This is a genomic window from Pseudoalteromonas sp. SR45-6, from assembly GCF_014163545.1.
Taxonomy (GTDB): Bacteria; Pseudomonadota; Gammaproteobacteria; order Enterobacterales; family Alteromonadaceae; genus Pseudoalteromonas; species Pseudoalteromonas rhizosphaerae.
In genome coordinates this window covers 17,508-42,711 of record NZ_JACJDM010000034.1, presented here as the reverse complement: position 1 = coordinate 42,711, position 25,204 = coordinate 17,508, and the positions used below count along the sequence as shown (strand labels likewise).

The following is a 25,204-nucleotide window of genomic DNA, read 5'->3' as shown; positions in this document are numbered from 1 at the left end:
ACAAAAATAAAACCTTGAAAGCATGCACTTCCAAGGTTTTATTTGTTGTATTTGGCAGTAATAAAATTAAGCCGTGCCACCCACTGTTAGGTTATCTATTTTCAGGCTTGGCTGGCCAACGCCTACTGGTACACTTTGACCGTCTTTACCACAAACACCGACGCCTTTATCAAGCGCTAAATCATTACCTACCATAGAGATTTGTTGCATAACCTCAGGGCCATTACCAATTAATGTTGCCCCTTTAATTGGCTGAGTAATTTTACCATTTTCAATTAAGTAAGCTTCTGAGGCACTAAACACAAACTTACCTGAGGTGATATCCACTTGGCCGCCACCAAAATTAGGGGCAAACACGCCTTTTTTAACCGTGCTGATAATATCAGCTTGGCTGTGCTCTCCACCTAACATGTAAGTGTTGGTCATACGTGGCATTGGTAAATGCGCGTATGACTCACGGCGCGCATTACCAGTTGGGTTAACGCCCATCAAACGCGCATTCATTTTATCTTGCATGTAGCCTTTTAAAATACCGTTTTCGATAAGTACGTTGTACGCTGCAGGAGTACCTTCGTCATCCACATTAAGTGAACCTCGGCGATCGGCAATGGTGCCGTCATCAACTACAGTACACAGCTCTGATGCGACTTTTTGGCCCACTTTACCGCTAAATGCCGAGGCTCCTTTACGGTTAAAGTCGCCTTCTAGGCCATGACCTACGGCTTCATGCAGTAATACTCCTGGCCAACCTGCGCCAAGTACCACTTCCATCGTGCCCGCTGGAGCGTCAATAGCTTCAAGGTTTACTTTTGCTTGGCGTACGGCTTCTTCTGCGTATTCCATCCAACGGGGTTTACCATCCACCAGTTCTTTAAAGTAACCATAGTCTAAACGTGCGCCACCACCTGCGCCACCGCGTTCACGGCGGCCGTCTTTTTCAAGTAATACCGAACAATTTAAACGGATCAATGGGCGGATATCGGTGGCAAATGTACCATCGCTGGCCGCAATCAATACTTCTTCATACACCGCAGACATAGAGCTAATAACTTGCTCTGCGTCAGGAGCAAGCTCACGAATATAATTTTCAAGCTCACGTAATAAATTTACTTTGTCGGTATCACTCATGCTTTGAATCGGCTGCAGTGGTGCAAACTGCTGTTTTGCTGCTACATCACTAAATACCTGAATGGCTTTACTTTCACCTGCTTCGGCAATACTGCGCGCAGCGGTTGCGGCTTTGTTAAGTGCTTCTAAATTAATTGCATCAGAGTACGAAAACCCCGTTTTTTCACCGCTCACGGCACGTACACCTACGCCACGTTCAACGTTGTACGAGCCTTCTTTTACTAAGCCATCTTCAAGCACCCATGATTCATGGTGGCTAGATTGAAAGTAAAGATCCGCGTAATCAACTTTATGCTGATGAATAAAACCAAGCGTTTTTTCGAGTTCTTCTCGATTTAGCTGGCTGTCGTGTAATAAATGCTGTTCAACCGTGTTCATAATAAATGCTCTCTAAATCGTTGGTGAGATTGCACTGGCATATCTCGACGAATGGCGTGTAAGCGGTTTAGATCTGGCTGACAACCAATAAACCCAATGCCATTTGCAAGCTCGCTGAGGACGTCGCCCCAAGGAGAAATAATAATACTGTGGCCGTATGTCGCGCGACCATTTTCGTGTTGCCCTACTTGCGCAGCAGCAATCACATAACTTTGCGTCTCTATCGCTCTGGCCGTTAATAACGGTTGCCAATGAGCTGCACCTGTTATGGTAGTAAATGCGCTAGGCACTAAAATAACCTCTGCCCCGGCTCGTTGCAAAGCACTAAATAAGCCACTAAAGCGTAGATCATAACATACTGTAAGACCTATTTTACCAAACGGTGAATCTACCACCACAATGTCACTGCCCGCTTCGGTGAAGTTAGACTCGCGATACGCACCAGTCCCATCAGCAACATCAACGTCAAATAAATGCATTTTATTATACTGGGCCAGCACTTCACCTTGCTCATTAAACAACAAAGACGCTGCAAAATATTTGCCATGCTCTGTGGCAATCGGCACAGTACCGGCAGCTAGCCAAATATCATGTTGGCGACATAACTCACTTAATTGTTGTTGATAAACATCACTTTGCTTTGCTACAACAAGTGTTTCATGACCGCTATTAGCAAACACTAAGAAGCTTTCAGGTAAACACACCAGTAACGGGCGTATTGCAGGAAGCGTGGTTAACTGTTGTCTAAGTTGATTCATGTTGCCATCAGCACACAGCCCGGAGCACATTTGTAGAGCGACTATCATAGCTTGCATCGTTTAAGGCCTCATTGGGTGGCTGTATCTACAGCATCTTTGAGTGTTAACTCACTGGAGGCGGCGGCTTGAGGTTGGTTTTGTGCAGCTTGCGGAAGAGTCACTTCACGACTTTTACGATCTACTTCTTTCACTACAGGATCAGTCATGCTGCCAGTCACTTTAAAGTTAATCTCAGAAATAACGCGCGCCGAGTGGATCACTTTATCTATCGCCAGTGCCGCAAGCCCGGTTACCGGATTGACCATCCACGCAACAATCACCGGAATACTCGAGGTCACTTGTGGCGCAACCGCTAAATCGTAATCAATCTCCATGGTATTGAGGTTAGTATGGCCTTTAATCGTCAGATCAGCAGGCACCCCATCCATTTTCGTATCTTGCGTGTAAGCGATGCCTTTATCTACCTGCATGGTGCCTTGCAAACTGTTATAAAAAAAACCTTTCGAAAATACATCTCTAAAATCGAGTTTTAACTTACGCACTAATGAATCCAGGCTCAGCAACGAAAATACCCGTGCGCCGCCATCGCTTACCTCAGCTAAATGTCCTTCGCCTAAACGCCAATCTAAATTACCATTGAGGCTGGCAATATCAAATAAATAAGGCGCATCTTGCCATTCAAGCGTAAATTTAATATCTGCGGGTGAATCTTTAACTGTGGTGGTTATATCAAACTCATCAAATAGCTCACCAATGTCATCACTTTGCATATTACCGCTAAATTGACTTATGCCATCTTGCCAATGCCCTTTAGCACGTAACACATGCTTGCCTTTATCAACCACCAGCTCAGATATGGTGAGCTTATGACCATCGCCATAAAGCGATGCGCTGACTTTATCTAATTGATAGCTTGCCACTTTACAATCAGTACACTCAAATTCAATGGCCGGTATGTCACTCAACCAAGTGTAATCTTGAGGTGTTTCAGATGGCTGTAATTCGTCTGTAGTAGGGGTAAAGTTAACACGTAAATAATCACTGGCAATATGAATCGGCCGACTTGATTTATCTAGCGGAATAAGTACTTGCGAGCGTAATTCTTTGGCGTTTAGCCGTAAGCTCATGTCACTTGGGGTCGGCGCTAAACGCATTTCAAAATCATTAAATGCAATATCACCAATGGTTAATTGCTGAATGTTACCCACCACTTCTTTTAATGGTGGTAGTACGCCCTGCTCAGCTGATTCTGTTTGACTGATGGTGATGATCTGCTGGATCAAGCCAAGCCAAGGTAATAGATCGGTTTGCTCTAAATCAATTGCAACACTTAAGTCTTGCTGGTTTAAACCCAGATCATGCTCGCCTAAAATAAACTGTGCATTGGTTAGTTTGCCAACGTTATTCGCTAAGATGCCATTAAAATATAAGTTGTTATTAATATTAGCGGTGATCAAATTAGAAATATTATCACCTTGAATAACAGCCGTTAGCGGCCATACTTGATCGGCACTTTTTGTGTACGGTGCGGGCAGCTCACTACTAAGCCCTTCGAGTTGTGAGCTGACATTAGCGCGATAATCAAAGCCGTCCGTTAAAAAGTTTAGGGCAAGATTAATAGCCACTTCACTTTCACCATGCAAGTAACCTTTTAGTAAGTCTTGACCATGAGAAATTAACGTATCAGCATTTAACTGTGCTTTTATATCAACGTCAGCACGATAGTTTGGGCCAATATTTTTACCATTAAAGTTAACTTTCAGCGGCATTCCTAACCAACTTGCGTTAGCATTTTCTAAAGTGATCTGATCATCATTAAAATAGAGCTGACCTGTAACACCTTCAAGCTGAAGCCCAGGTTGTGCTAAATACACTGGCAGATCTTTTAAATTAACCATGCCTTTAGCTGTTACATCTAACTCATTTAAATCAACAAGTAGCTCAATATCAGCGCTGGCAGCGCCGTTACCTTGGATCACCTCAAATACATTTGCTAGTGGCTCAGCAATTGGCGTTGCTTTAAAAAACGGCAGTAATGTTTCCATCTCAGCACGTTTATTAATTTTTACGCTCAGTAAATCTGCGTTCATTAGATCTGCAATACTGACATGCACGGCATCATCGATCGCTAAGTTAACAAGCCGCCCATGCTCAGAGTAAATATCCATACGCTGATTTTCAAAATGTAATTTTGCACTCGCTTGAGTTACTGCAGGCCAATCAGGGGCAAATTGATAATTGGCGTTATCTACCTGCGCTAATACTTCAAACTGTCCTGAATTATCAGCAAACGGAAAGCCCGTTAACGGCCCAGAAAACAGCACTTGTGTTTGCGTAAGTTCACCACCTTTAATAGCCCCAGTTAAGTAATCAACTAAATTTTTAGTCATCACAGGGCGTGGGAAATAATGGCTGGCAACACTGGCATCTGGTGCAAATGCTTCTGCATATAAATCAAGCCGAGGCTGTTCGTCTAAGCTAAGCTTCATTTCGGCTGCAACAGTGACCTCATCATTATCAAGCCACATATTATCACTGCTGATCTGCCAACCTTGCTCACTATTGGCTAAATCAATTTGCATATTCAGTTGGTTATATTTGATTGGCTGGCTAAAAGTATCTGCGGTAAGTAACTCGCTATTTTCGCCAAACAGATTAATACGACCACGTTCTTGATTTAACAAACCATCGACAAGTAAGCCCTGCACACCTGGCACACCTTGCTCTGCAAACCAGCCCAATTGCTGGGCTTCAAACCATAATTGCCATTGCTGTGTTGATGTAAACTGCACATAAGCGCGCTTAACTTGACCACTGGGTTGACGACTTAACAGCGGCTCTAATTCAGCAAAATCACTTAACTGGGCTAACCTTGTAACCAAGTCAAAATCGAGTTCTTGCAACCAAATTTGTTGTTGCTTGTTATCCAGCTGCGCTTCAAATTGAAAGTCGGGCCAATGCTGTTGATCGTTTGAGAGCCGCACCCCTGAACTTTTTAACCGCCAACCTTGCTGCCAAGGGTAAAGGCGAAAACCCCCTTCACTTAAACTAAATTGATGACTTTTTGTATCTTGCTGCCAATTAATAAAGCTTGGCAACCATTTAACTGTGACATCTTTGATCAGGCCTTTTTCAATACTCAACCATGATTCTAAGTTAATGTCAGAATTGAGCTGCTCTTTACTAGCATTAATATACTGAGCCAGCCATTTCGACACATCAACATTATTTGCTTGCACATAAATATCACCCAGCATGGTTTCTAGCGTCGATCCGGTTAATGCCAAGCGAGCATCAAATGTACCCACTGAAATCCCGGGCAATGCTAAAGTACCACTAGCTAAGTGTTGTTCGTATTGATTTTGCCAAACGATGTCTTCAAGCATCACCCGACGCTCTTTACCATCTGCCAAGATAAAATTAAGACTACTATTTTCAACCGCAAAATGACCGGTTTTACCTAAGAATAAGCCTTCAATCAGCTCTTTTTGTTCAAACGATACCTCACTGCTGTTCGACTGCAACATAGTCGGCATATCAACATCAGCATGGAAACCGTTGATCACAAAGTAGTTAGATTTTAACTGTCGTGTTTTGATGGTTTCCCAGACGTTTAATTCAAGGCTAGCTTTAGCGATAGTCAGTGCGATGGGTGAGCTTTTATTATCTTCAAAGGTGATATCTTCCAAGACAATAGAAGGACCTTGGCCATGCCAGCTGGCAGAAATAGCCCCAATTGATAAATTAACTGCAAACTTATCATATAGGTAACTTTCAAGGTCACCTTTATAGTCATTGGCATACGGCAGGGTATATTTTAAAACCGAAACAACAACGGCAAGCAGTACCAGCGTTATGGCGAACACTTGCCATAACTTACGGATACAAAAAAAACAGACCGTCTTTGCTTTCATTACATCATAACCACATCAAACTGCTCTTGACTGTAGAGGCTTTCGGTTTGAATGCTGACTTGCTTACCAATAAATAACTCTAGTTCTGCAAGATTATGATACTCGTCGTTAAGTAATGCCTCACTTACCGCGGGAGCTGCATAAACCATAAATTTATCAGCCGCGTAAGCACGGTTTACTCGGACAATTTCACGCAGTATTTCGTAGCATACGGTTTCAACGGTTTTTTGTGAACCGCGCCCAGAGCAGGCCGGACATACATCACATAAAATATGTTCAAGACTTTCTCGAGTACGTTTGCGGGTCATTTCCACTAAGCCTAATGCCGATAAACCATTAATATTTGATTTAACGCGATCTTTACCCAGCGCAGACTCAAGTGAATGCAACACCCTGCGCTTATGCTCTTCGCTAACCATGTCAATAAAGTCGATAATGATAATACCGCCCAAGTTACGCAACCTAAGCTGACGGGCAATCGCAGAAGTTGCTTCTACGTTGGTGTTAAAAATAGTTTCTTCGAGATTTCGATGGCCAACAAAGGCACCGGTATTAACATCGACCGTGGTCATCGCTTCGGTTTGGTCGATAATTAAATAGCCACCTGACTTTAACGTCACTTTACGATGTAAGGCTTTTTGTATTTCACTTTCAACATCAAACAAATCAAAAATTGGTCGCTCGCCTGGATAATACTCTAAAGCATCGGAAAGAATTGGTACAAACTCTGCGGTAAAGCTTTTTAGCTCTTCATAGGTTAGCTTTGAGTCAACCCGAATACGCTCCATATCTTCCCCTACGTAATCTCGTAGAGTTCGAAATGCTAAGGTTAAATCTTCATGCAAAATACTTTCTTTGCTGGTTTTTTTACGTTTAGTGACGATTTTTTTCCATAGTTTTTTTAAAAACTCGGCATCGTGACGCAACTCAGCTTCGCTGGCACCTTCAGCTGCAGTACGAACTATAAAGCTGCCGTCTTCATCGCCATACTCACCTACAATGCTTTTCAATCGCGCGCGTTCTTCTTCGGTTTCTATACGCTGACTCACACCAACATGAGTGGCATCTGGCATAAACACTAAATAACGAGAAGGGATGGTGATGTCAGTTGTTAAACGTGCGCCTTTAGTACCCAGTGGATCTTTTACCACTTGCACCATAATGTATTGACCTTGGCGCACTAACTCGCGAATATCTTGTACTTTTTTAATTGGTTGCTCGTCAACACCTTCAACAATAGAGGCGCTATTTACAATATCAGACGCGTGTAAAAAAGCCGCTTTATCTAAACCAATATCAACAAACGCAGCTTGCATACCCGGTAATACTCGGCTTATTTTACCTAAATAAATATTGCCGACGATACCTAAATTGCCAATACGCTCTAGTTGAATTTCTTGTAATACACCGTTTTCAATCAGGGCAACACGGCTTTCACTCGGGGTGACGTTGATCAGTAATTCTATACTCATGTTACCTACTTAGGAATTCGCTTAATAATTTTTCGCATTCATATAAAGGTAAGCCTACTACCGCAAAATAGCTACCGGAAATATTAGTAACAAAGCGCCCACCGAGTCCTTGTATGCCATAGCCACCGGCTTTGTCTTGTGGTTCACCAGTTTGCCAATATGCTGCTAATTCTTGTTCTGAGAGTGTTTTAAAACTCACTTGCGTGGTTACTACACAACTCATAACCTTGTGTTCAGTGGCAAATGCAATTGCCGTTAACACTTGATGACTGCGCCCAGATAAACGTTTTAGGGTTGCCATAAAGTCAGCTTTATCGCGGGGTTTACCAAGTGACTGATTATCTATAACCACCACGGTATCACTGCCGAGTACGGGGCGATCTGTGTATCCCATAGCAACACCAGTTTGGGCTTTTAGACGCGCTAAACGCTCAACAAGTTCAAGGGGTGTTTCGTCTGCTAGCTGGCTTTCATCAGCATCGACACTAAATTGTGAAAATTCGATACCAAGTTGAGTGAGCAATTCTTTGCGCCGGGGAGAAGCTGACGCTAGATAAATGGCGGTTTGCATTATCTGATCCTGAAATGACGGCGATATTTACGTAGCAATAAGAAAATCCAAGGCCAACTTAACATGCCAGTCACGACTGGCCATAAATACTGCGGGTTGAAATAAACGTCCATTAAAAAGTGATTAAGCCAAAATTGCATTAAGTGATATAAGGTTAAAAATAAGCCCACGAGTATCGCTTGCTGCCAAATTGAAAAATTACGAATTTTTTGAAAGTTACTTGCGGTTACAAAAATACAAATTGAGTAAGTGAGTGAATTAATTCCCAGCGGTGACCCTGTGGCTAAATCAATCAGCAAGCCAACTACCCAAGCCGTACCAATATTTAATCGATGTGGAACAGCTAAAGACCAGTACATTAATACTAATAACACCCAGTCAGGGCGAAAGGGTTCAAACGAAAAAGGCAATGGCATCAATGCCATGATCAACGCAAGGAAGATGCTCACGGCGATTAATAAAAAGTAACGACTATTCATTACTGATAGTTTCCTGCTGATTACGCCATAAGATCACTAATAAGCGAATACGATCTAACTGAGCTATCGGCTCGGCGTATACTTGAGCAAACGGGCGGCCCTCATCGCGATTAATTTCAGTTACCACCGCAACCGGGTAGCCCTCAGGAAAAGTGCCTCCAAGTCCTGATGTCACTAACACATCGCCAATCCGTACATCTAAACTATGGGGTACATGGGAGAGTTTAACTAAATTAATTTTACCAATCCCTTCAACCACGGTACGCACATCATTACGTAAAATACGTACCGGTGTGGCATGGGTTGTGTCGGTCATCAGTAACACCCGAGACGTCGTTGAGCCTACTTTGGTAAGTTGTCCGACGACCCCCATTTCATCAATCACCGCTTGGCCTTCACTGATGCCATCTATCGTGCCACGATTGATCACCACTTGATGGCTATAAGGATTTGAATGAACTGAGAGAACTTGAGCAATAATTTTACGATTTGACTGCTTAGCAGAAGAACCAAGTAACGCGCGTAGCTTTTGATTTTCTTTGTTTAAGAATTGATATTGCTGAAGCTGTTCGCTTTGCAGTAATTGTTTTTTCTTGAGGGCTTCGTTTTCAGTTAATAATTGATCGCGCGTGTGTAAGCTTTTAGCCCCGAGGCTAAATACTTCATAAGGTAAATTGGCTAAATACAATAACGGACTAACTAAGGTGTTTAAACTAGTGCGTACTGTGGTGCCACCTTGCGTATAACGATCGCCTACGATCAACACGATACTCAAAAGCACTGCGACAAAAAGTCGCAGCTGCAAAGAAATGGCACGCCCGAACATTAACTTCATTAGTCGTAACTAAATACATCACCACCATGCATATCAATCATCTCAAGTGCCTTACCGCCGCCACGCGCAACGCACGTTAATGGATCATCAGCAACCACAACAGGAATGCCGGTCTCTTCCATTAATAAACGGTCTAAATCTTTAAGTAATGCACCACCACCTGTTAATACCATGCCTTTGGCTGATATATCTGACGCCAGCTCTGGTGGCGATTGCTCAAGGGCAACCATTACCGCACTAACAATCCCCATTAATGGCTCTTGCAAGGCTTCTAATATTTCATGTGAATTAAGCGTAAATGAACGCGGAACACCTTCGGCAAGGTTACGGCCACGTACTTCAATCTCAATTGGCTCATCTGTTTTAAACGCAGAACCAATTTGATGTTTAATGTTTTCAGCCGTTGCTTCACCAATTAAACTACCAAAATTACGACGTACATAGTTGATAATTGCTTCATCAAACTTATCCCCACCAATACGTACAGATGATGAGTACACCACGCCGTTTAGTGAAATAATTGCAACTTCAGTGGTTCCACCACCGATATCTACAACCATTGAACCTGTTGCTTCTGATACCGGTAAACCGGCACCGATTGCCGCAGCCATTGGCTCTTCAATTAAATAAACTTCACGCGCACCTGCGCCCATAGCCGATTCACGAATTGCGCGTTTTTCTACTTGCGTAGCACCGCACGGTACGCAAATAAGCACACGCGGACTTGGACGTAAAAAGTTATTGTTATGCACTTGCTTGATAAAGTGTTGCAACATCTTTTCAGTTACATAAAAATCAGCAATTACACCGTCTTTCATTGGTCGAATGGCTTTGATATTACCAGGCGTTCGACCTAGCATTTGCTTTGCTTCAGTCCCTACTGAGGCAACACTTTTAGGACCACCAGCGCGTTCTTGGCGGATCGCAACTACAGATGGTTCATTAAGGACAATGCCTTCGTCTTTAACATAAATGAGGGTGTTGGCTGTACCCAAGTCGATCGATAGATCGTTTGAAAAAATACCACGGAGCTTTTTAAACATGAGGCTGGATGACCTTTGAAAAACGTTCTTATATTAGCTTATGCAACTTTACCATGCTGAATCAGTTCGGCAATAAAAAGTGCAGCTACCTTTGTTAATTGGGTAAAAAAGGAAGCAACGCTTCCTTTTTAAATTAATTTTATCGTTCGCGTACTAGACGAAAACCGATATAGTTTGCACGAAAGTCTGGCGCTAAAATCAAACGAGTTGAAGCACGAGCTAAACTAGGTGCAAAATTCCACGCACCACCTCGGACAGTAACATCCGCTTGTTCAGCTGACTTATGAGTCCATTCCCATACATTTCCTACCGTGTCGTAGAGACCAAACGCATTAGGTGCAAAGGAGCCAGTTGGCGATGCACTTTTATTTGACCACTCACTACCACACCATCCACAATTGGCTAAATTTTTACCTATTTCATTACCCCACGGGTATTCAGTTTTAGTACCAGCGCGTGCTGCATACTCCCACTCAACCTCATTAGGTAACCGGTATTGTTGACCTGTTTGACCAGACAACCAATCAGCGTATGCTTTCGCATCGTTGTAGGTTAAGCACACGGCTGGAAAATCACTGCCTTGCTCAAAACCTGGATTACGCCAGTTTAAATTTGCTTCCCAGACTGGTTCGCCATTTAAATAATAGGCGCAACCACGATTACGCTCAGCTTCAGTTTTATAATTAGTGTTGCTGACGAACTTTTGATAAGCACCGACTGTCACTTCTTTATTTTGCATCGCAAATGAGTTTGCAATGGTTTTTTCAACAACTGGACGCTCATTTGCAAGTCCATTACCATTGATATCACCCATTTCAAACTTACCTGCGGGAATGACTACCACGTCAGCAGCTGCGGCATTGCCTATAGCTGTACTGGTTACTGATGTCGTATTACGTTGCTCACTGGTGTATGTCGGTGCAGCAATCGACTCAGGCTTTTTTACCAACTTAGCATGAATCGTCTGCGGCTTTCGTAAATCAACACGCACGCGATAAGGTTTATAACCCTGCTTGCGAACTTCAACATCATGAATACCACTTGGTAAAGTCGTTGCTAAACGTGTTGAACCAAAACTTACGCCATCAATAAACACTTCGTCATCGTATACGTTTGAACGCAGTGTGAATTCAATCATTTTATTACTATCAACGACCTGTGTATCAACCGTTGACATTGGTTTGACTGAATAATCGCGTATCGGTTGCTCGCTCAAGCGTGACACCGAAACGTTGGCATTATCCTGACCATCACTGAATGTTAACTGACTATCAGTAAAAGTAGTGTCATACCGAGTTTGATAAGTTGCCGTTAGCGGCGTGCCGTACTCTGAACAATAGCGATTATCAACACTCAATAAATTACATAAGCGACTGCTATTCACATCACCGCGCATAGTGACGCTTAAGTTAACGTTATAATTGCCTTGGCCGCTAAAAGCACTATTAACTACATGGCTACTTAAAACCTGTACTTGCGCACCAGCCATATTGCGCTTTGGTTCAACTAGGCGCTCTTCAGTTAAGTTAGCAAATATTTGATCTACAAAACGCTTGGTTGCTTTTTGTAAGCCCATTTGCTGGCCTCGTTGCTCACAGGCTGCCAATGTTTCTGTACGTTTACAGTTGATAGTGTGATTAACTTCTAGCGTCCCTTCACGGGTAAACTCATTACGTAAGCGCTCAACTCGGGCTGTTGTTAATTGTTCTTTTAAGCTTTCGAGTGTATTTAACTGGGTATGTTTTGCTACGCGAATTTGTTCAATGTCTTTGCGGTGGGATGCAATTGCCGCCAACTGCATCGCGATATCGTCTTTATTTTGCTTATGATCAACCACAGCTTGCTGATATCGCGCCTGTGCAGCACTTATATCAATAGTGGGATCATCAATTAAACGACGATACATTTCATTCATGGCATCAAGTGCTTGATTTTTTTCTTTGTCCAGCTCAGTCGAACGAGTGCGTAATAAATCAAGTTGACTTTGTAACTGACTTTCTTCTTTTAAATGTTTTTCAAGTATCTGTGTAGCGTTATCGTATTCAGCTTGTTTAATACTGATCTCAGATTCAATTCCAGTAACTGTGGCTGTATCTTGTGCAAATGCACTTGATGCAAACAAGCTAGCTGAAATTAACAGAGATAAAGGAGCAATTCGCATATATTCCATTCCCAAAAAGCGGCAATTATTTGGTCATTATTTATTTTTTATAATTAAACTCTTATGCTATGTACTTGCAAGGCAAAACACAAGCTTTGTTCAAAAATTATCTGAGTTTATACCTAATTAGCCTCAAGATGCGAGCTTCAGTTGGAATTAAAAGTGATTTAAGCTAGGCATTAGTTGCAAATGATGGCTGTTCCCTTGTTAAGATCAGCCCCCTGTAAAAGTAACCTAATATAAATTAGCTTTTAACCAGCCCATAAAGCGCTTTATAGGAACCAACTTTGTGAAACATTAAGCTCTGAATTTTAAGCTGGTTTGACATACAGTTATTACCGTACTTCACGCCAGTAAATAACACGATCATTTCCTCTAAAACGGCCAAATTGTAAAATTCCTTGCGGATTTAACTGACTTGCGTCTCCTTGCCAATCCCACTCAAGCCAATTTTCTGTATCGTACTCAAGTGTAAAAATACCTGCGCCTTTAGGCTCAGCATAGATACCATTACTCGCTGGGTAAATGCCTTGTTCGAGTTGACCACTTCTTCCACTGCCATAAATATAACTGAGCTCAGGCGTGCTAGGAGTGATTTGTGTTATTTGTGGGTGTGCAAAGACAGTGCAATTATTATTAGTATCAAGTACAAACTCGCTGCCATTAAAATACTGCGCCTGCATAGGCACAAGTAAATTATCTAAATCAGACCCTGCATTATCACCCAGCACTAAGCGGCCAAAGCGAAAACTAATAGGCGTATCGTTAAGCACAACACTATTACAGCTGCTGTTTGCTGCGCAGTCGGTTGCTAAATTAGGATTATCGTCGGCAGCTGTTAATACAGCCCCTTCAATTCCCGTCACAGTTGCCATCAAATTTACACTTTCAAATGGGCCATCGGGATCATTAAAGCCGCGTCGAGCTAAAATAGTATCGCTATCACTTATAGTAAAAAGTCCTGCTAGGGCTGCGGTACTGCCCCACTGGCTAGCCTCTAAGTTTTGCAATCTAGGAGTTAAACTACTACCCGAGACATAATTTCCTACTTCACTGTTCTCTGCATTAATGCTTACCGTTGAATTAACAAACCCGCCTATATAGTTTTTCATTACTTGGTTATTTTGATTAAGCGCCTGAACAGTAAACCCTAACGTAAACGGTTCACTCAAATAAGTGCTATTGCTGCCATAACGGGTGCACTGTGCATTGGCTTGAATATTTTGTACCGCATATTGCGAAGGCGCAAAACGACCAACACGAGTAATCGCTCCGCGCACATCACCGGCCCCCAAATAGTCGGCATCTTTGAGCCCCGCAACTAAATCAATAATACCAACTTGGTCGTAGCTATAACTTGATATTGATTCACTTAAGTTACCGGTATCTGCAAACGCAACTAAATTTTCTTCTTGTAACGTACCCAGCACACCCGCTGTTGGCAAATAAACGCTGGGTTGCACATCCGGTTGCTCACCAATAAAGTGCTTAGCGACTGGATTACTTGAAATAGCACTGTAATTATCTGGGTAGCCATCATTATTGGTGTCTTGGTTATCAAGCCATTGCACCGCATTCATTTTTAGCGAAAATGACTCGCCGGTTAGTTTAAATAAACTGCCGCTGGCATCATTAGCTTGCGCACTGGTATCAGCAAAGTTCATTGCTAAACCAAAGGGCTTAACCACAAATTCATTTGAGCTACCCGTTAAATTCACCGATAAATTAGTCACGGGATCGAGCACTAAGTTTAATTTTGCATTCAAACTCAGTTTGCCAGCATCGGGATAATTAATCACAATCGGTGCTTTTGAATCACTATCAAACTTTAAAGGCACTGTTTGATAACTTTGACCAATGCTATGGGTTGTGCTGTTATTTGTTAGAGCAAGATTATCGATGCACGTAGAGCCTGCACTGCAGCTATAGGCTAAATCTATAGCCACCTCTCCACCAGCAGGAAAAGCAGCTTCGCACACTCCGGTTGTGGTATTCGTTTTCACAGCTTGGATTGCTAATTGTGATGCATTGAACCCGGTGTTTGACGGTTTACCTGATAATTGGTTTAAAATTGATGTGGTGTTATTAGTCTCATCGCTAAAAATAAACCCCGCGTCTGAAAAAGTAACCTTACAACCACCTAAGCCCACATTTGTACCACCAATATAACAACGTAGCGGCGCTGATGGGTCTGCAACATTATAACCAAATTGCACTTGCCCTGTAGTACGCTTAGCGAACTGTAAATCTGTAATGCCAGTAAAAGTTATCACCTCACCCGTCACCCAACTTTGTTGAGTACTATTATTTGGTGATAAATCTAAAGTGGATACTTCATCATAAATTATATCGCATGCATCATTAGCACAAGCAGTTAGCGTTAGTTCTTTGGCTTCGCAGGTAAGGCCTTTATTATCACTCATTGATAATCGGTAATGATCCAATAAAACCGGCGTATTAATACCACAAAAACCAGGAATGTTATTTGGTACTGCAGTACCAGTAAATGATGAACTTTCTTCAGCAATTATCTCCGTGCCTGAGGTGATCATGCCAGTATAATGAGCTTCTTGTGCAATGCGTACTTCACCTGTTGTCACTAAAAAAGCTGAAAAATCGACTGCGGCACCAATCGACACCGCACCATCTACATAAATCGCTAAATACGCCCCATTTTCTATTGTAATTTTAGTATTCGCCACAGTTAAAAATGACGTCGACAGTAACGTAGTAGAGTTTTGTAAAAAAATACGTGTGGGTGCGGTTACTCTATACTCAGGCGCAATCATGGTCATTTGTAACTCATCAAAAAAATAGTCACCACCGAGTGTTGTAGGAATTGCACTACCCGATGAGCCATCATTGGCCACTGTTGGTACTTGTGAAGCTTGTCCTGCAGTTAACGCATTTTCACCTTTTGCAGCGCAAGGCTGACCATTACAAAGAGGGATATTAGTTAATGCCGTTGAAATATAGTTTGTGGTCGTAAGCATATTCGCGTTGTTATCGGTGACTGTCACTCCTTGGACTAACTGAATTTGGCCATTGTTATAGGTTGCAATCGCACCGGGGAATAATGTGTCACAACTTAGAACATCGCCATTTGACACAAACGTACTGGTCATAGCTAAGATAGAGGCTTCTTCGTCTGGGTGCCTACGCTCATTGTCTCCATCACGGTCTTCATCAACAACTATTCCCAAACGCGTACGAGTCAAATTGCAACTTCGTAGCCAACCACCATCTTCGCCCACTCGGCTATTTTTACTTGCAACAACCAATGGAGCAGTAGCAAAATTATTTGAGAAATAAAAATAGTTACAACCGTCACTCCAACCATCGACATTGTAACCAGTAAAAAAGCTCTCCCATAAAACTTCTACCTGATTATCATCAACAAAGGTACGATTGTTGCCAGGCTCAACAACTAAATAAGCCACTTTTTCACTATTTATTAAGCCACTTCGTGTCTCTGAGGCTTCTAGCGCAATATTAACCCCCGAAGTTGTTAGCGAGTTAGTTTCTACGGCAATCGTTAAAAATGGTCGTAATGCATCTGTAGGTGGATTGCTTTCCAAACTATTAATGGTTTGTAGAGAGTGAAAAAAGTTCGGCCTAACAGCAAAAGGTTGAGCAAAATTTATTGCCTGATAACTTTTAGGCAAAACGTAGTTAGACTTAGGACCATATTGAATCTCTAATTGGATATCTGTACTGCCAACCTCCATTATTGTGCCATCTGGAAATTCATGAACACCGTACTCGACCGCTAAGTAATGTGCTCCCATAGTAATATGCTCACCGTCTTCCCCGGTAGGTTCCAAAGGTAGAGCTTCAAATCCGGTTGTTGTTACATTACGAATTCGTACAATCGCAGGGTTACCCCCTTGATTAGTTGATAGCATAAACACCGCGGGAGGTGTTTCGTACTCTTGTTGAAAGTTTATCTTGGTCCAAATCGGTGAGACATAAGTGTCTTGCAACTCAATAAAGCGCCCTTCAATTTTAGGAACTACAGCAATGCTGTTAGCACTAAAGATCATTATGATTATGAAGATGAATAACTTATATATCATGGCAAAGTCTTCGCTTCGACAGAGAGTGTACGCTGAGTTTGCCAGTAGTCTTTACGACATGCTTCGCCGATAGCACAACTACTTGGCGAGCATGTGGCACGGCTTTGTAAATAAAAAACATTCACCGAGCCTGCGCTATTACTGCTATCAGGTACATTCAAGTATTGCTGACAAGTTATCGTTACTGTGCAGTTCTCTAAATACTGAGTTTGAAAAACAGGGGAGGTAGTTACTGCTGCACAGTTTAGTGCTGGACTATTAAGTGGAAATATTTCAGTTAGCCCGCTTTCTAACCCACTTTGTGCAGCTAAATAAGCGCGAGAGCCATAATACTCGATCACATTTTGCTGCGAAGATGCCGATAAAATCCTGACTAAAGCCAAGCCAAGTACTAGCATCACAACAATGATCACCAAAGTGACAATCAGTAGGTTACCACCTTGATAAGCTTTATTTATAACCGTTCTTTTTATTCGTGGGCTAAGGTACATTGGGTATATGCACCTCATGATTAAACATCATAGCTTCATTATCATTAAACGCCATAATCGCGTGAATGTTCAGCACTGCATTACGAGTTAATGCAATATCCCCAATTCTAAAAAATGCATTATTTGCTAGGTTATTTTCTATATGGAGCGCTAATAGATCACGTTTAACGCCTGTTGTAGCCTGTAGCTCAACTGCATCCAGCTGGGAGCTATTGAAGCCATAATCTTGATAACGATAAAGCTGTGTCCCTTCTACACAAAAACTAACAGGCGTCGCCAGTAAGTAAATTCGTTTTGCTGGTGACTCTTGTGCAAATGCTTGATCAAATTGCCATTGATCTAACTCACTGTTTGAAGATGATACGAAATTAGTTAATTGCAGACGTTTATTATTACTTACGTCGTAGACTTCTGCTGGATCTAATGGATAAATACTGGCCCAATCGCCAAGACTTGGTTGAGTTAAGTCATTTAATTCAAAATCTACTGCCGTAACAATAAAGGGAGCAGTGTTAGGTAAGTAGCCAGTGTAATGGGTAGCTGATTGAAAAGGCGTAAACTCAAGGCATTGGCTCAAACCACAGTTATTTTCACAGCTTAAACGTAAAGAGTTTGGCATCGCATGGCGTAGCTCTTTTGCTAAACGTGTCAACATAAAGCGTGCTTGTGCTACAGCCTCTTGGCGCTCCACCCCTTGACTATAAATATTAAATCCAGAGTTAATAAAAGCAAAAGAAGTAACAGCCAGTATCCCCAATATAACCATAACAAGCAGAAGCTCTATTAAGGTAAATGCTGATTGTTTTAGGTACTTACTCATCAATAATTACCCTTATATGCACTAAAACCGTATTCTTCGCCATTAGGGCTACTTATAATTACCGTGACACGCTTTGCTAGTACACCATCGTTTGCTGTTGCGCTATTAAAGTCACTGTCATATACAACGGTAACGACCACATTAAAGCCTTGATATTGGGTAAGCACTTGACCCAAACTATTTGTTATAGGCTGATCACTCAATGCAATATAATCGTCAACATCATCATAAGTGGTGCGTGTTTCGCCCTCTTCTGAGCCTAAGTTCTCTGAGCTTGTACAATCTTCAGCATCTAATGAACTTTCAGAGCAACGCCTAAATGGCGGTGCACGCTCGCTGTGCTCATCAAATGACTTGGCCAAAATTTCATTCATTAATGATTGCCCTAACTCATTTGCCCGCAACTGTATGATAGGGTCTGCGCTTTGCCGTGCTTGAGGTGCAATTAACCCTGTAATAATCGTCAGTGCAATGGCAAAAATGACAATGCTGATAATCAATTCAATTAAGGTAAATCCATGATTATGGGCACGCATAAATAAGCCCTTCGCCACTGATACACACACCGGCAAGCGATATATCAATGCGACAAGTGCCATCACAACTTTGATCGCTTCGACCTAAAGGATCAAAATTAATCTGCGTAAATTGGGCCCCTTTATCGTCCAATGCAGTAAAAACAAAATCACTGCGCTGCGTTTTAATAGCTACTACTGAATCTTCCGGGTTATTTACATCAGCACCACCTGTGCAGGTATCCGGTGTCGGTCCTGCAATTAAGGTCGCGGTTATGTACAATTTATGACAACTCGTAAGCCCAGTATCTTGCATTGCTCGTAACTGAGCTGTTCTTAGCACTGCTAATACCCGATCGCGATATGCATAAGCGTCTTCCGTTGAACTCCCTAGAAACTTGGGCCCTGCCGTTACCGACAGGATACCCAAAATAACTAAGGTGATAATCAATTCAACCAAAGTAAAGCCACGCAATCGTTGCTTACACGTATATTTCATTGTTAATGAATTAACACTCATCCAATACGATATTAACTACTGGTGGATTATCTTTACTCGTTGCTGGTGTGTACTCAACACGGCAATTATCGGTTACAACATAACTATTAGGGAAGATAGTAACTATTGTGGTTTCACTATCACCATCGACCAGATTGAAATCAGCACCATTTACATTTGAAGCAACAGCAGTCACATCTGCAAAATCAATATCTAAGAATTTCTCAAATGCTTCAATGGTACCAACAGGGTAGCCATAATGAAGTGCTACGCCTTCCACTTCTGGGGTTACATTGGCGTCGTCATATGCATAATTTTGCACACTGGCAATTATCGCCTTACCATTGACTATATTCATCCCACTGCGAATAGAGCCTTGAACGCCCTCAAGTGTTGATGCATTGGCATCTCCTTGAAGATTCAAAAAGCGAGGGGCGGCAACAACAGCCAAAATACCTAAAATGACGATCACGATTATCAGTTCTACCAAAGTAAAACCAGCTTGTTTATTAACTACGTTACTTTTCATTGATTGCGTTTTCATAAGTAAGCCTCTTTGTTATTACTTAAGATTTAAAAATTTGTACTTTGCCTGTTACAGGAAAGTACGAAAATCCACTGGTGCCAACATATGGTTCACCATCTATTGGAATATTTTTCGCATCTAAAGAATGAGTTAAATAGTAAATGCATTGCAGTTTATCTGCGTTATACCTCACTAAAAACTTTGCATCTTTAACTACTGACGCGTCACTACTTAGGGTATTGCTTGGCGCACCTTGTAAAATCACATTCAGCACCTGTTGGCATTTGTAACTACTCATCACTAATGCCTGCGTGTTCTCTTGCTCTGTTTCATCACTTGTTGGCGTGCCTAATCGGCCATCAACACCAACAACTACACCTCCATAATTTATATGCGTAACAAACTGCGAAACCCCATTTCCAGATGGTCTCGCGTCCAGCTCCCATTGCCCCCTAATTAAACCAACAGCACTGGCAAAACCACCAGCAACGGCATCAATATTTGAACGATGGGCTCGCTCCTTAATATCTAAAAACTGCGGTACAGCAACACTCATTACAATCGCCAATAAAATAACCACAAGCACAAGCTCCAAAAGAGAAAAACCTGCTATATGGCCTGGTTTACTGGGCATTGTTAACCCCCTTTAATTGCAGACATCATGTTCCACATCGGCATAAAAATACCGAGCGCGAGAATTAGCACCATAACGGCAACTATCACTGTCAAAATAGGCTCTATCTTGGCGGTTAAACTACGTAAGTCGTAATCGACTTCTCGCTCGTAATAATCAGCGGCTTCTTGCAAAAGCTCATCAACTCGCCCTGTTTCTTCACCAACAGCCACCATTTGTAGCACTAACTGGGAAAAAAGCTCGCTACTCCTTGAGGCCCTTAACAGGCTGTCACCTTTTTCTATATCTTGACGAATATTTAAAATTGCACGTTCCATATAGGTGTTATCTACCGCTTTTGCCGTTAAAGACAATCCTGTAGTCATAGGTACACCAGAGCGCAATACCATGGCTAAACTTTGGCTATACCGTGCAAGTAATGAACGATGAATAATATTTCCAACAATGGGGATCTTTAATTTGTAGTGATCCCAGTTATATAACCCCTGCTCGGTTGCCAAATAGCGCCGCCAAGCGATCACACTGCCAATAAGAATGAGTAATAAAAGCCACCAGTAATTAACGAAGAAGTAACTTGTTGCCACCAAAATTTGGGTCATTAATGGTAGTTCTGCATCAAATTTCGCGAACATGGTGGCAAACACCGGGATCACAAATATATTTAAAATCACCATTGCAACTAATAATGCAGCAATAACAAAAGTGGGATAGCGCATTGCGGCCTTTATGCGTTTGCGCGTTTCTTGTTCTTTCTCAAAATAACTAGCGAGTTGGTGAAAAGCATCTTCTAACCGCCCTGAGCCTTCGCCAACCAATACCATTGCGATAGTTAATCTGCTAAAAACTTTATTGTGCATGGTCATGGCACTGGAAAGATCCCGACCTTGCTCTAGTTGTTTGATTATGTCTGTTAAAACCAGCTTAAACTCTTTATTTTGTGTGGTATCAGCTAACCCCACCATGGCACGAATAATCGGGATGCCAGCTTTGAGCAACGAGTACATTTGCCGCGAAAACATAATCATGTCTGCCAGGCCTATTTTTTCTTTGAATAGTTGCGCAAGCGGAAGGTTAATGTCGCTTTCTTTATCGATTTGGGTAATCGAGATCGGCGTAAATTGGCGTTTTAACAAGCTGTCGGCAACACCTGCCTGGCTGGCAGCTTCAAGTTGCCCCTTAATTAAAATGCCTTTTTGGTCTTTAGCTTGATAGTTATAAAGGTGCATCTTCACCTCCTATCAATTCAGGGATATATTCAGCGACTTTAAATACTTCATCTAAAGTGGTTATCCCCTGCTTGGCATACCCTAACGCCATGGTAGATAACGGCGCAAAGTAAGGGTTGTTCTTGGCAGCCCGAGCAAAGCCTTGAGTGTCATTTTGACGAAGACACTCCATCATAGCTTCATCCATTTCGAGTAACTCAAAAATACCGACTCTCCCTTTGTAACCTAAGTGGTTACACGCAGTACAGCCTTTGCCATGAAAAAATGCGGTATTGTCTACATCAACATTTAGGTACTTTAACCAACTCGCTTCTTGCACATCAGGGTAGTATCGTTGTTTGCAGTTATCACAGACTCGCCTAACTAAGCGCTGGGCAATGATGGCTCTTAGTGAGCTGGCAACTAAATAGGCTGGTGCTCCCATATCAATTAGCCGCATAGCACTGGTTATAGCGTCATTAGTATGCAAAGTTGAAAGCACTAAGTGCCCTGTTAACGCGCCCCGCAGGCCTATATCAACCGTTTCTTTATCACGCATTTCCCCCACCATTAAGATGTCGGGGTCTTGCCGTAATGCTGTTCTTAATATGCTGGCAAAACTAAGCCCTATTTTATTTTTAATTTGCACTTGGTTTATCCGGCCAATACGATACTCCACCGGATCTTCTACAGTTATTATTTTATTTTCTGGCTGATTTAGCTCACTTAACGCCCCATATAAAGTGGTTGTTTTACCTGAACCTGTAGGCCCTGTTACCAAAATCATGCCATGAGGACGCTTTAAGATTGAGCGAAACCGCTTTAGCAACGCTGCTGGCATACCCGTTTCATCTAATGATAATAGCCCTGCAGATTGATCTAATAGCCGCATTACAACCGACTCACCATATTGCACCGGCATAGTAGACAAACGCACATCAATGCTATGTGTATGCACTTTAATATTAAAACGGCCATCTTGCGGTAAGCGTTTTTCTGATATATCTAAACCAGACATTAACTTAAGCCGCAGCACTAATGCTGAGGCTATTTTAACTTGATTGAGTACATGCTCCTGCAACACTCCGTCGACGCGTTGACGAATCCGTAACATACCTTCATCTGGTTCAATATGGATGTCTGATGCTCTGACTTGTACAGCATCTTCAAAAATCGATTGTAATAGCTTCACTACGGTAGCATCAGAGGATTCATCACCTAACGAATTTAAATCAAACTCTTCTACATCTTCGTACTCTTCATGTAACTGCTCGGCAAAGCTGGTAATTTCTTCTGTCCGCCGGTAAACGTTATCAAAAGCAGTCATGATCTGACTTTCTTGCACTACCGCTAAATCAATTCGCTTTGGCGCTAAAATTGGTGCGAGTTGATCAAGCCCTCTTAAATCGGCCGGATCACTCATCCCCACAAGTACTGAGTCACCATTATCTTCTATAACGAGCGCTCTATAGCGGCGCGCCATTACTTCAGAAAGCAACTTGGATACTTCAGGTGAGATTTTGCGTTGCGAAATATCTAAAAAGGGAACTTTTAATTGCTGAGCTAAAAACCTTAGTAATTGTGGCTCACTAATAAACTCAAGAGCAATTAACGTTGCACCTAGCTTACGCCCGGTTGCAGCCTGCACGTTTAACGCTTCACTCAATTGCGCTTCAGTGATCATGTTTTCTTCAACTAATAAATCACCTAACCTTAGACGTAGACTGGGTCTCATGACACACCTCCTAAGGTCTGCAAACGTTGCTTTGCATGTTTTAACACTGCAGGGTTTAAGTTACCCACTTCGATTGCAGCTAGGTAATAACGTTTCGCCGAGAGGTAATCACCTTGTGCATCTTTAGAAGTCGCCATAGCTAACCACCATTTACCTTGCTGAGGCTGTAACTGTGTTAATTGCTCAAAGCAAACCAATGCACGAGTATGATCACCTAACTGCTGCGCAGCAGTGCCTTTAAGCGCCCAATATTGCGCATCACCTTGGCTATCAAAATCATCGCTTAATAATTGTTGTACCACTGAATATTGCTTGCGCGTAATATAAATTTTACTAAGCTGCACTCGCCACTCGAGTACTTGCGAGTCAAACGCAATGCCATGTTCTAAAATACTTTGCGCGGATAAAATATCTTGCTGCTGAAAATAAGTTGCTGCGAGTAAACTTCTTGCAGCTATATTCCCTTTATCTCGATTAAGAATTTGGCTTAAATCATCTATGCCTTCCTGATATAAACCAAATTCGAGGGCTTGCTTAGCTTGGCGCAGTAGCTCAGCTATTTGCTGTTGCTCTGTTCGTTGCTGAGTCACTTTTTTAACCTGAAAACTACTTTGTTTATTGGCACTAGGCACTGTATTTGGCTCAACCGTGATAGCTGCAACCATGGGTTTTTCAGCTACAAACGGCTCTTTGGTGTCCGTTTTTACCGCTGCGACTTCTTCAATAATGGGTTCTACTTTAGCAACTGGTTTAATTACATCAGAGTTACTCACCACAGGAGCATTAATTAACACTGGCGTGTTATTTTGCTCAGCCTCTTTTGAGCTTTGAGCTTTGGTAACTAGATCCATTCGTTCTGGTAATTGAGCAGCATCATCACTTGCTGTAGGTAAATAAATATAGCTCAATACAACCACTAACAAGGCAATGGCGATTATTAGTAGCTTTTTAATAACACCATGCGAATCATAAACAGGGTCTACTACAACTGTACCTTGCTCATTTAACGAAGTTGTTGGCTGTCGCTGCTCAATATTTTTAAGCATAGAATTAATGACACTCATAGCCATTGCCTCCACGCCCAAATTATCATAATGGCAATAGCCGATAGACTCACCACTGCAATATTCCAACCATTGATGCAATTATTCACGGTGCAATCTTCGGTGTCTTTTACCGCAAGCTTTATGTGCCGGCTACTTACTGCGGTGAGCCCTTCACCGTAAGCTTGCAGCAAGGTTTTATGACATAAGATATTTACTAACCGAGGAATACCACGACTTGCTTGCGCTATTTTTAAGCCTAATTGCTTGGTAAATAGCGGTGCACCTTTAAAACCTGCGACCTGTAATCGATGATTAATATAGTAAATTACTTCGCCGCTAGTCATTGGTCTTAGCTGGTAAGAAAAGCTAATACGCTGGCGTAATTGGCGAACCCGTGTATGCGCTAGTTTTTCGTCTAATTCGGGCTGCCCAAACAGCACCACTTGAATCAGTTTTTCGCTTTCAGTTTCAATATTGGTAAATAGTCGTAACGCTTCAAGAGCATCCCAGCTTAGGCTTTGCGCCTCATCTATCAGTAAAACAACTTTTTTGCCTTCTTTTTGTAACGCTAATAAATGATGATTGATCAACTGACTTAGTGCTTGCTGATCTAATTGTTTATCAACGTCCATACCTAGCTCTACAGCGAGTGCCCAGCGTAGCTCATCTGGGCTTAAATATGAGTTAGGTAGATAAGCAACGGTGTAATCATGCTCAATTTGATTAAGTAATTTACGGCACAATAAAGTTTTACCCGTGCCGACCTCTCCTGCTACCTTAATAAACCCCTCTCCCATTTCAAGTGCAGTAATAAGCACCTGCATTGCTTCATTATGCGGTGCAAGCGCACAGAAAAACTCGGTGTTAGGGGTTAAGGTGAAAGGCATTTCACTTAAATTAAAAAAGCTCAAATACATA

At 42.1% G+C, this 25,204-nt stretch carries 20 protein-coding genes; all 20 read right to left on the bottom strand.

The window, feature by feature from the left end:
* Nucleotides 1–66: 66 nt before the first annotated feature.
* A complete protein-coding gene (gene tldD / locus H5158_RS14585; protein ID WP_182740314.1) occupies nt 67–1,506 on the bottom strand; it encodes a metalloprotease TldD in 1,440 nt (479 codons plus the stop codon).
* Nucleotides 1,503–2,312, bottom strand: a complete 810-nt coding sequence (locus H5158_RS14580) for a carbon-nitrogen hydrolase family protein (RefSeq protein ID WP_182740324.1) — start codon at nt 2,310–2,312, stop codon at nt 1,503–1,505. The genes tldD and H5158_RS14580 overlap by 4 nt, the downstream gene beginning before the upstream one ends.
* Before the next feature lie 20 nt (nt 2,313–2,332).
* Nucleotides 2,333–6,178: a YhdP family protein gene (locus tag H5158_RS14575; protein WP_182740313.1), complete on the bottom strand. Its 3,846-nt coding sequence runs from the start codon at nt 6,176–6,178 to the stop codon at nt 2,333–2,335.
* The gene (gene rng / locus H5158_RS14570) at nt 6,178–7,650 is read right to left on the bottom strand and encodes a ribonuclease G (protein ID WP_149982651.1); all 1,473 of its coding nucleotides are present in this window, start codon (nt 7,648–7,650) and stop codon (nt 6,178–6,180) included. The genes H5158_RS14575 and rng overlap by 1 nt, the downstream gene beginning before the upstream one ends.
* A 1-nt stretch (nt 7,651) precedes the next feature.
* On the bottom strand, nt 7,652–8,221 hold the full coding sequence (locus H5158_RS14565; protein WP_149982650.1) for a nucleoside triphosphate pyrophosphatase: 570 nt from the start codon (nt 8,219–8,221) through the stop codon (nt 7,652–7,654).
* A complete protein-coding gene (gene mreD, locus H5158_RS14560; RefSeq protein WP_149982649.1) occupies nt 8,221–8,700 on the bottom strand; it encodes a rod shape-determining protein MreD in 480 nt (159 codons plus the stop codon). The genes H5158_RS14565 and mreD overlap by 1 nt, the downstream gene beginning before the upstream one ends.
* A complete protein-coding gene (mreC, locus tag H5158_RS14555) occupies nt 8,693–9,535 on the bottom strand; it encodes a rod shape-determining protein MreC (protein ID WP_182717725.1) in 843 nt (280 codons plus the stop codon). Before mreC ends, mreD begins: the two co-directional genes overlap by 8 nt.
* A complete protein-coding gene (locus tag H5158_RS14550) occupies nt 9,535–10,578 on the bottom strand; it encodes a rod shape-determining protein (RefSeq protein ID WP_145238587.1) in 1,044 nt (347 codons plus the stop codon). Before H5158_RS14550 ends, mreC begins: the two co-directional genes overlap by 1 nt.
* A 139-nt stretch (nt 10,579–10,717) precedes the next feature.
* Nucleotides 10,718–12,739, bottom strand: coding sequence for a formylglycine-generating enzyme family protein (locus H5158_RS14545; protein ID WP_182717724.1), 2,022 nt, complete (start codon nt 12,737–12,739; stop codon nt 10,718–10,720).
* A gap of 335 nt (nt 12,740–13,074) precedes the next feature.
* The gene (locus H5158_RS14540; RefSeq protein WP_182740312.1) at nt 13,075–16,815 is read right to left on the bottom strand and encodes an H-type lectin domain-containing protein; all 3,741 of its coding nucleotides are present in this window, start codon (nt 16,813–16,815) and stop codon (nt 13,075–13,077) included.
* Nucleotides 16,812–17,306 carry a pilus assembly PilX N-terminal domain-containing protein gene (locus tag H5158_RS14535; protein WP_182717722.1) on the bottom strand — a complete coding sequence of 165 codons (495 nt, stop codon included), beginning with the start codon at nt 17,304–17,306 and terminating at the stop codon, nt 16,812–16,814. The genes H5158_RS14540 and H5158_RS14535 overlap by 4 nt, the downstream gene beginning before the upstream one ends.
* Nucleotides 17,296–18,126: a type II secretion system protein J gene (locus H5158_RS14530; RefSeq protein WP_182740311.1), complete on the bottom strand. Its 831-nt coding sequence runs from the start codon at nt 18,124–18,126 to the stop codon at nt 17,296–17,298. The genes H5158_RS14535 and H5158_RS14530 overlap by 11 nt, the downstream gene beginning before the upstream one ends.
* A complete protein-coding gene (locus H5158_RS14525; protein ID WP_182740310.1) occupies nt 18,126–18,662 on the bottom strand; it encodes a prepilin-type N-terminal cleavage/methylation domain-containing protein in 537 nt (178 codons plus the stop codon). The genes H5158_RS14530 and H5158_RS14525 overlap by 1 nt, the downstream gene beginning before the upstream one ends.
* Nucleotides 18,649–19,140 (bottom strand): type II secretion system protein, encoded by a 492-nt coding sequence (locus H5158_RS14520; protein ID WP_182740309.1) that lies wholly within the window; start codon nt 19,138–19,140, stop codon nt 18,649–18,651. Before H5158_RS14520 ends, H5158_RS14525 begins: the two co-directional genes overlap by 14 nt.
* 10 nt (nt 19,141–19,150) lie before the next feature.
* Complete coding sequence (locus tag H5158_RS14515) at nt 19,151–19,684, bottom strand: prepilin-type N-terminal cleavage/methylation domain-containing protein (RefSeq protein WP_182740308.1); 534 nt, start codon at nt 19,682–19,684, stop codon at nt 19,151–19,153.
* Between the two features lie 22 nt (nt 19,685–19,706).
* The gene (locus tag H5158_RS14510) at nt 19,707–20,300 is read right to left on the bottom strand and encodes an agglutinin biogenesis protein MshB (RefSeq protein WP_182740307.1); all 594 of its coding nucleotides are present in this window, start codon (nt 20,298–20,300) and stop codon (nt 19,707–19,709) included.
* A 2-nt stretch (nt 20,301–20,302) separates the two neighbouring features.
* The gene (locus tag H5158_RS14505; RefSeq protein WP_182717749.1) at nt 20,303–21,526 is read right to left on the bottom strand and encodes a type II secretion system F family protein; all 1,224 of its coding nucleotides are present in this window, start codon (nt 21,524–21,526) and stop codon (nt 20,303–20,305) included.
* Complete coding sequence (locus H5158_RS14500) at nt 21,513–23,240, bottom strand: GspE/PulE family protein (RefSeq protein WP_182740306.1); 1,728 nt, start codon at nt 23,238–23,240, stop codon at nt 21,513–21,515. The genes H5158_RS14505 and H5158_RS14500 overlap by 14 nt, the downstream gene beginning before the upstream one ends.
* On the bottom strand, nt 23,237–24,304 hold the full coding sequence (locus H5158_RS14495; RefSeq protein ID WP_182717715.1) for a lipopolysaccharide assembly protein LapB: 1,068 nt from the start codon (nt 24,302–24,304) through the stop codon (nt 23,237–23,239). Before H5158_RS14495 ends, H5158_RS14500 begins: the two co-directional genes overlap by 4 nt.
* The gene (locus H5158_RS14490; protein WP_182740305.1) at nt 24,301–25,203 is read right to left on the bottom strand and encodes an ExeA family protein; all 903 of its coding nucleotides are present in this window, start codon (nt 25,201–25,203) and stop codon (nt 24,301–24,303) included. Before H5158_RS14490 ends, H5158_RS14495 begins: the two co-directional genes overlap by 4 nt.
* Nucleotide 25,204: the final 1 nt, after the last annotated feature.

Bases quoted from the DNA above. Each gene is read 5' to 3' on its own strand.
- H5158_RS14500 (WP_182740306.1), bottom strand. From the start codon at position 23,240: ATGAGACCCAGTCTACGTCTAAGGTTAGGTGATTTATTAGTTGAAGAA.
- H5158_RS14515 (WP_182740308.1), bottom strand. From the start codon at position 19,684: ATGAAAACGCAATCAATGAAAAGTAACGTAGTTAATAAACAAGCTGGT.
- H5158_RS14535 (WP_182717722.1), bottom strand. From the start codon at position 17,306: ATGTACCTTAGCCCACGAATAAAAAGAACGGTTATAAATAAAGCTTAT.
- mreC (WP_182717725.1), bottom strand. From the start codon at position 9,535: ATGAAGTTAATGTTCGGGCGTGCCATTTCTTTGCAGCTGCGACTTTTT.
- H5158_RS14550 (WP_145238587.1), bottom strand. From the start codon at position 10,578: ATGTTTAAAAAGCTCCGTGGTATTTTTTCAAACGATCTATCGATCGAC.
- H5158_RS14545 (WP_182717724.1), bottom strand. From the start codon at position 12,739: ATGCGAATTGCTCCTTTATCTCTGTTAATTTCAGCTAGCTTGTTTGCA.
- H5158_RS14505 (WP_182717749.1), bottom strand. From the start codon at position 21,526: ATGCACCTTTATAACTATCAAGCTAAAGACCAAAAAGGCATTTTAATT.
- H5158_RS14490 (WP_182740305.1), bottom strand. From the start codon at position 25,203: ATGTATTTGAGCTTTTTTAATTTAAGTGAAATGCCTTTCACCTTAACC.
- mreD (WP_149982649.1), bottom strand. From the start codon at position 8,700: ATGAATAGTCGTTACTTTTTATTAATCGCCGTGAGCATCTTCCTTGCG.
- H5158_RS14565 (WP_149982650.1), bottom strand. From the start codon at position 8,221: ATGCAAACCGCCATTTATCTAGCGTCAGCTTCTCCCCGGCGCAAAGAA.
- H5158_RS14540 (WP_182740312.1), bottom strand. From the start codon at position 16,815: ATGATATATAAGTTATTCATCTTCATAATCATAATGATCTTTAGTGCT.
- H5158_RS14525 (WP_182740310.1), bottom strand. From the start codon at position 18,662: ATGCGTGCCCATAATCATGGATTTACCTTAATTGAATTGATTATCAGC.
- H5158_RS14495 (WP_182717715.1), bottom strand. From the start codon at position 24,304: ATGAGTGTCATTAATTCTATGCTTAAAAATATTGAGCAGCGACAGCCA.
- H5158_RS14510 (WP_182740307.1), bottom strand. From the start codon at position 20,300: ATGCCCAGTAAACCAGGCCATATAGCAGGTTTTTCTCTTTTGGAGCTT.
- tldD (WP_182740314.1), bottom strand. From the start codon at position 1,506: ATGAACACGGTTGAACAGCATTTATTACACGACAGCCAGCTAAATCGA.
- H5158_RS14520 (WP_182740309.1), bottom strand. From the start codon at position 19,140: ATGAAATATACGTGTAAGCAACGATTGCGTGGCTTTACTTTGGTTGAA.
- rng (WP_149982651.1), bottom strand. From the start codon at position 7,650: ATGAGTATAGAATTACTGATCAACGTCACCCCGAGTGAAAGCCGTGTT.
- H5158_RS14575 (WP_182740313.1), bottom strand. From the start codon at position 6,178: ATGAAAGCAAAGACGGTCTGTTTTTTTTGTATCCGTAAGTTATGGCAA.
- H5158_RS14580 (WP_182740324.1), bottom strand. From the start codon at position 2,312: ATGATAGTCGCTCTACAAATGTGCTCCGGGCTGTGTGCTGATGGCAAC.
- H5158_RS14530 (WP_182740311.1), bottom strand. From the start codon at position 18,126: ATGAGTAAGTACCTAAAACAATCAGCATTTACCTTAATAGAGCTTCTG.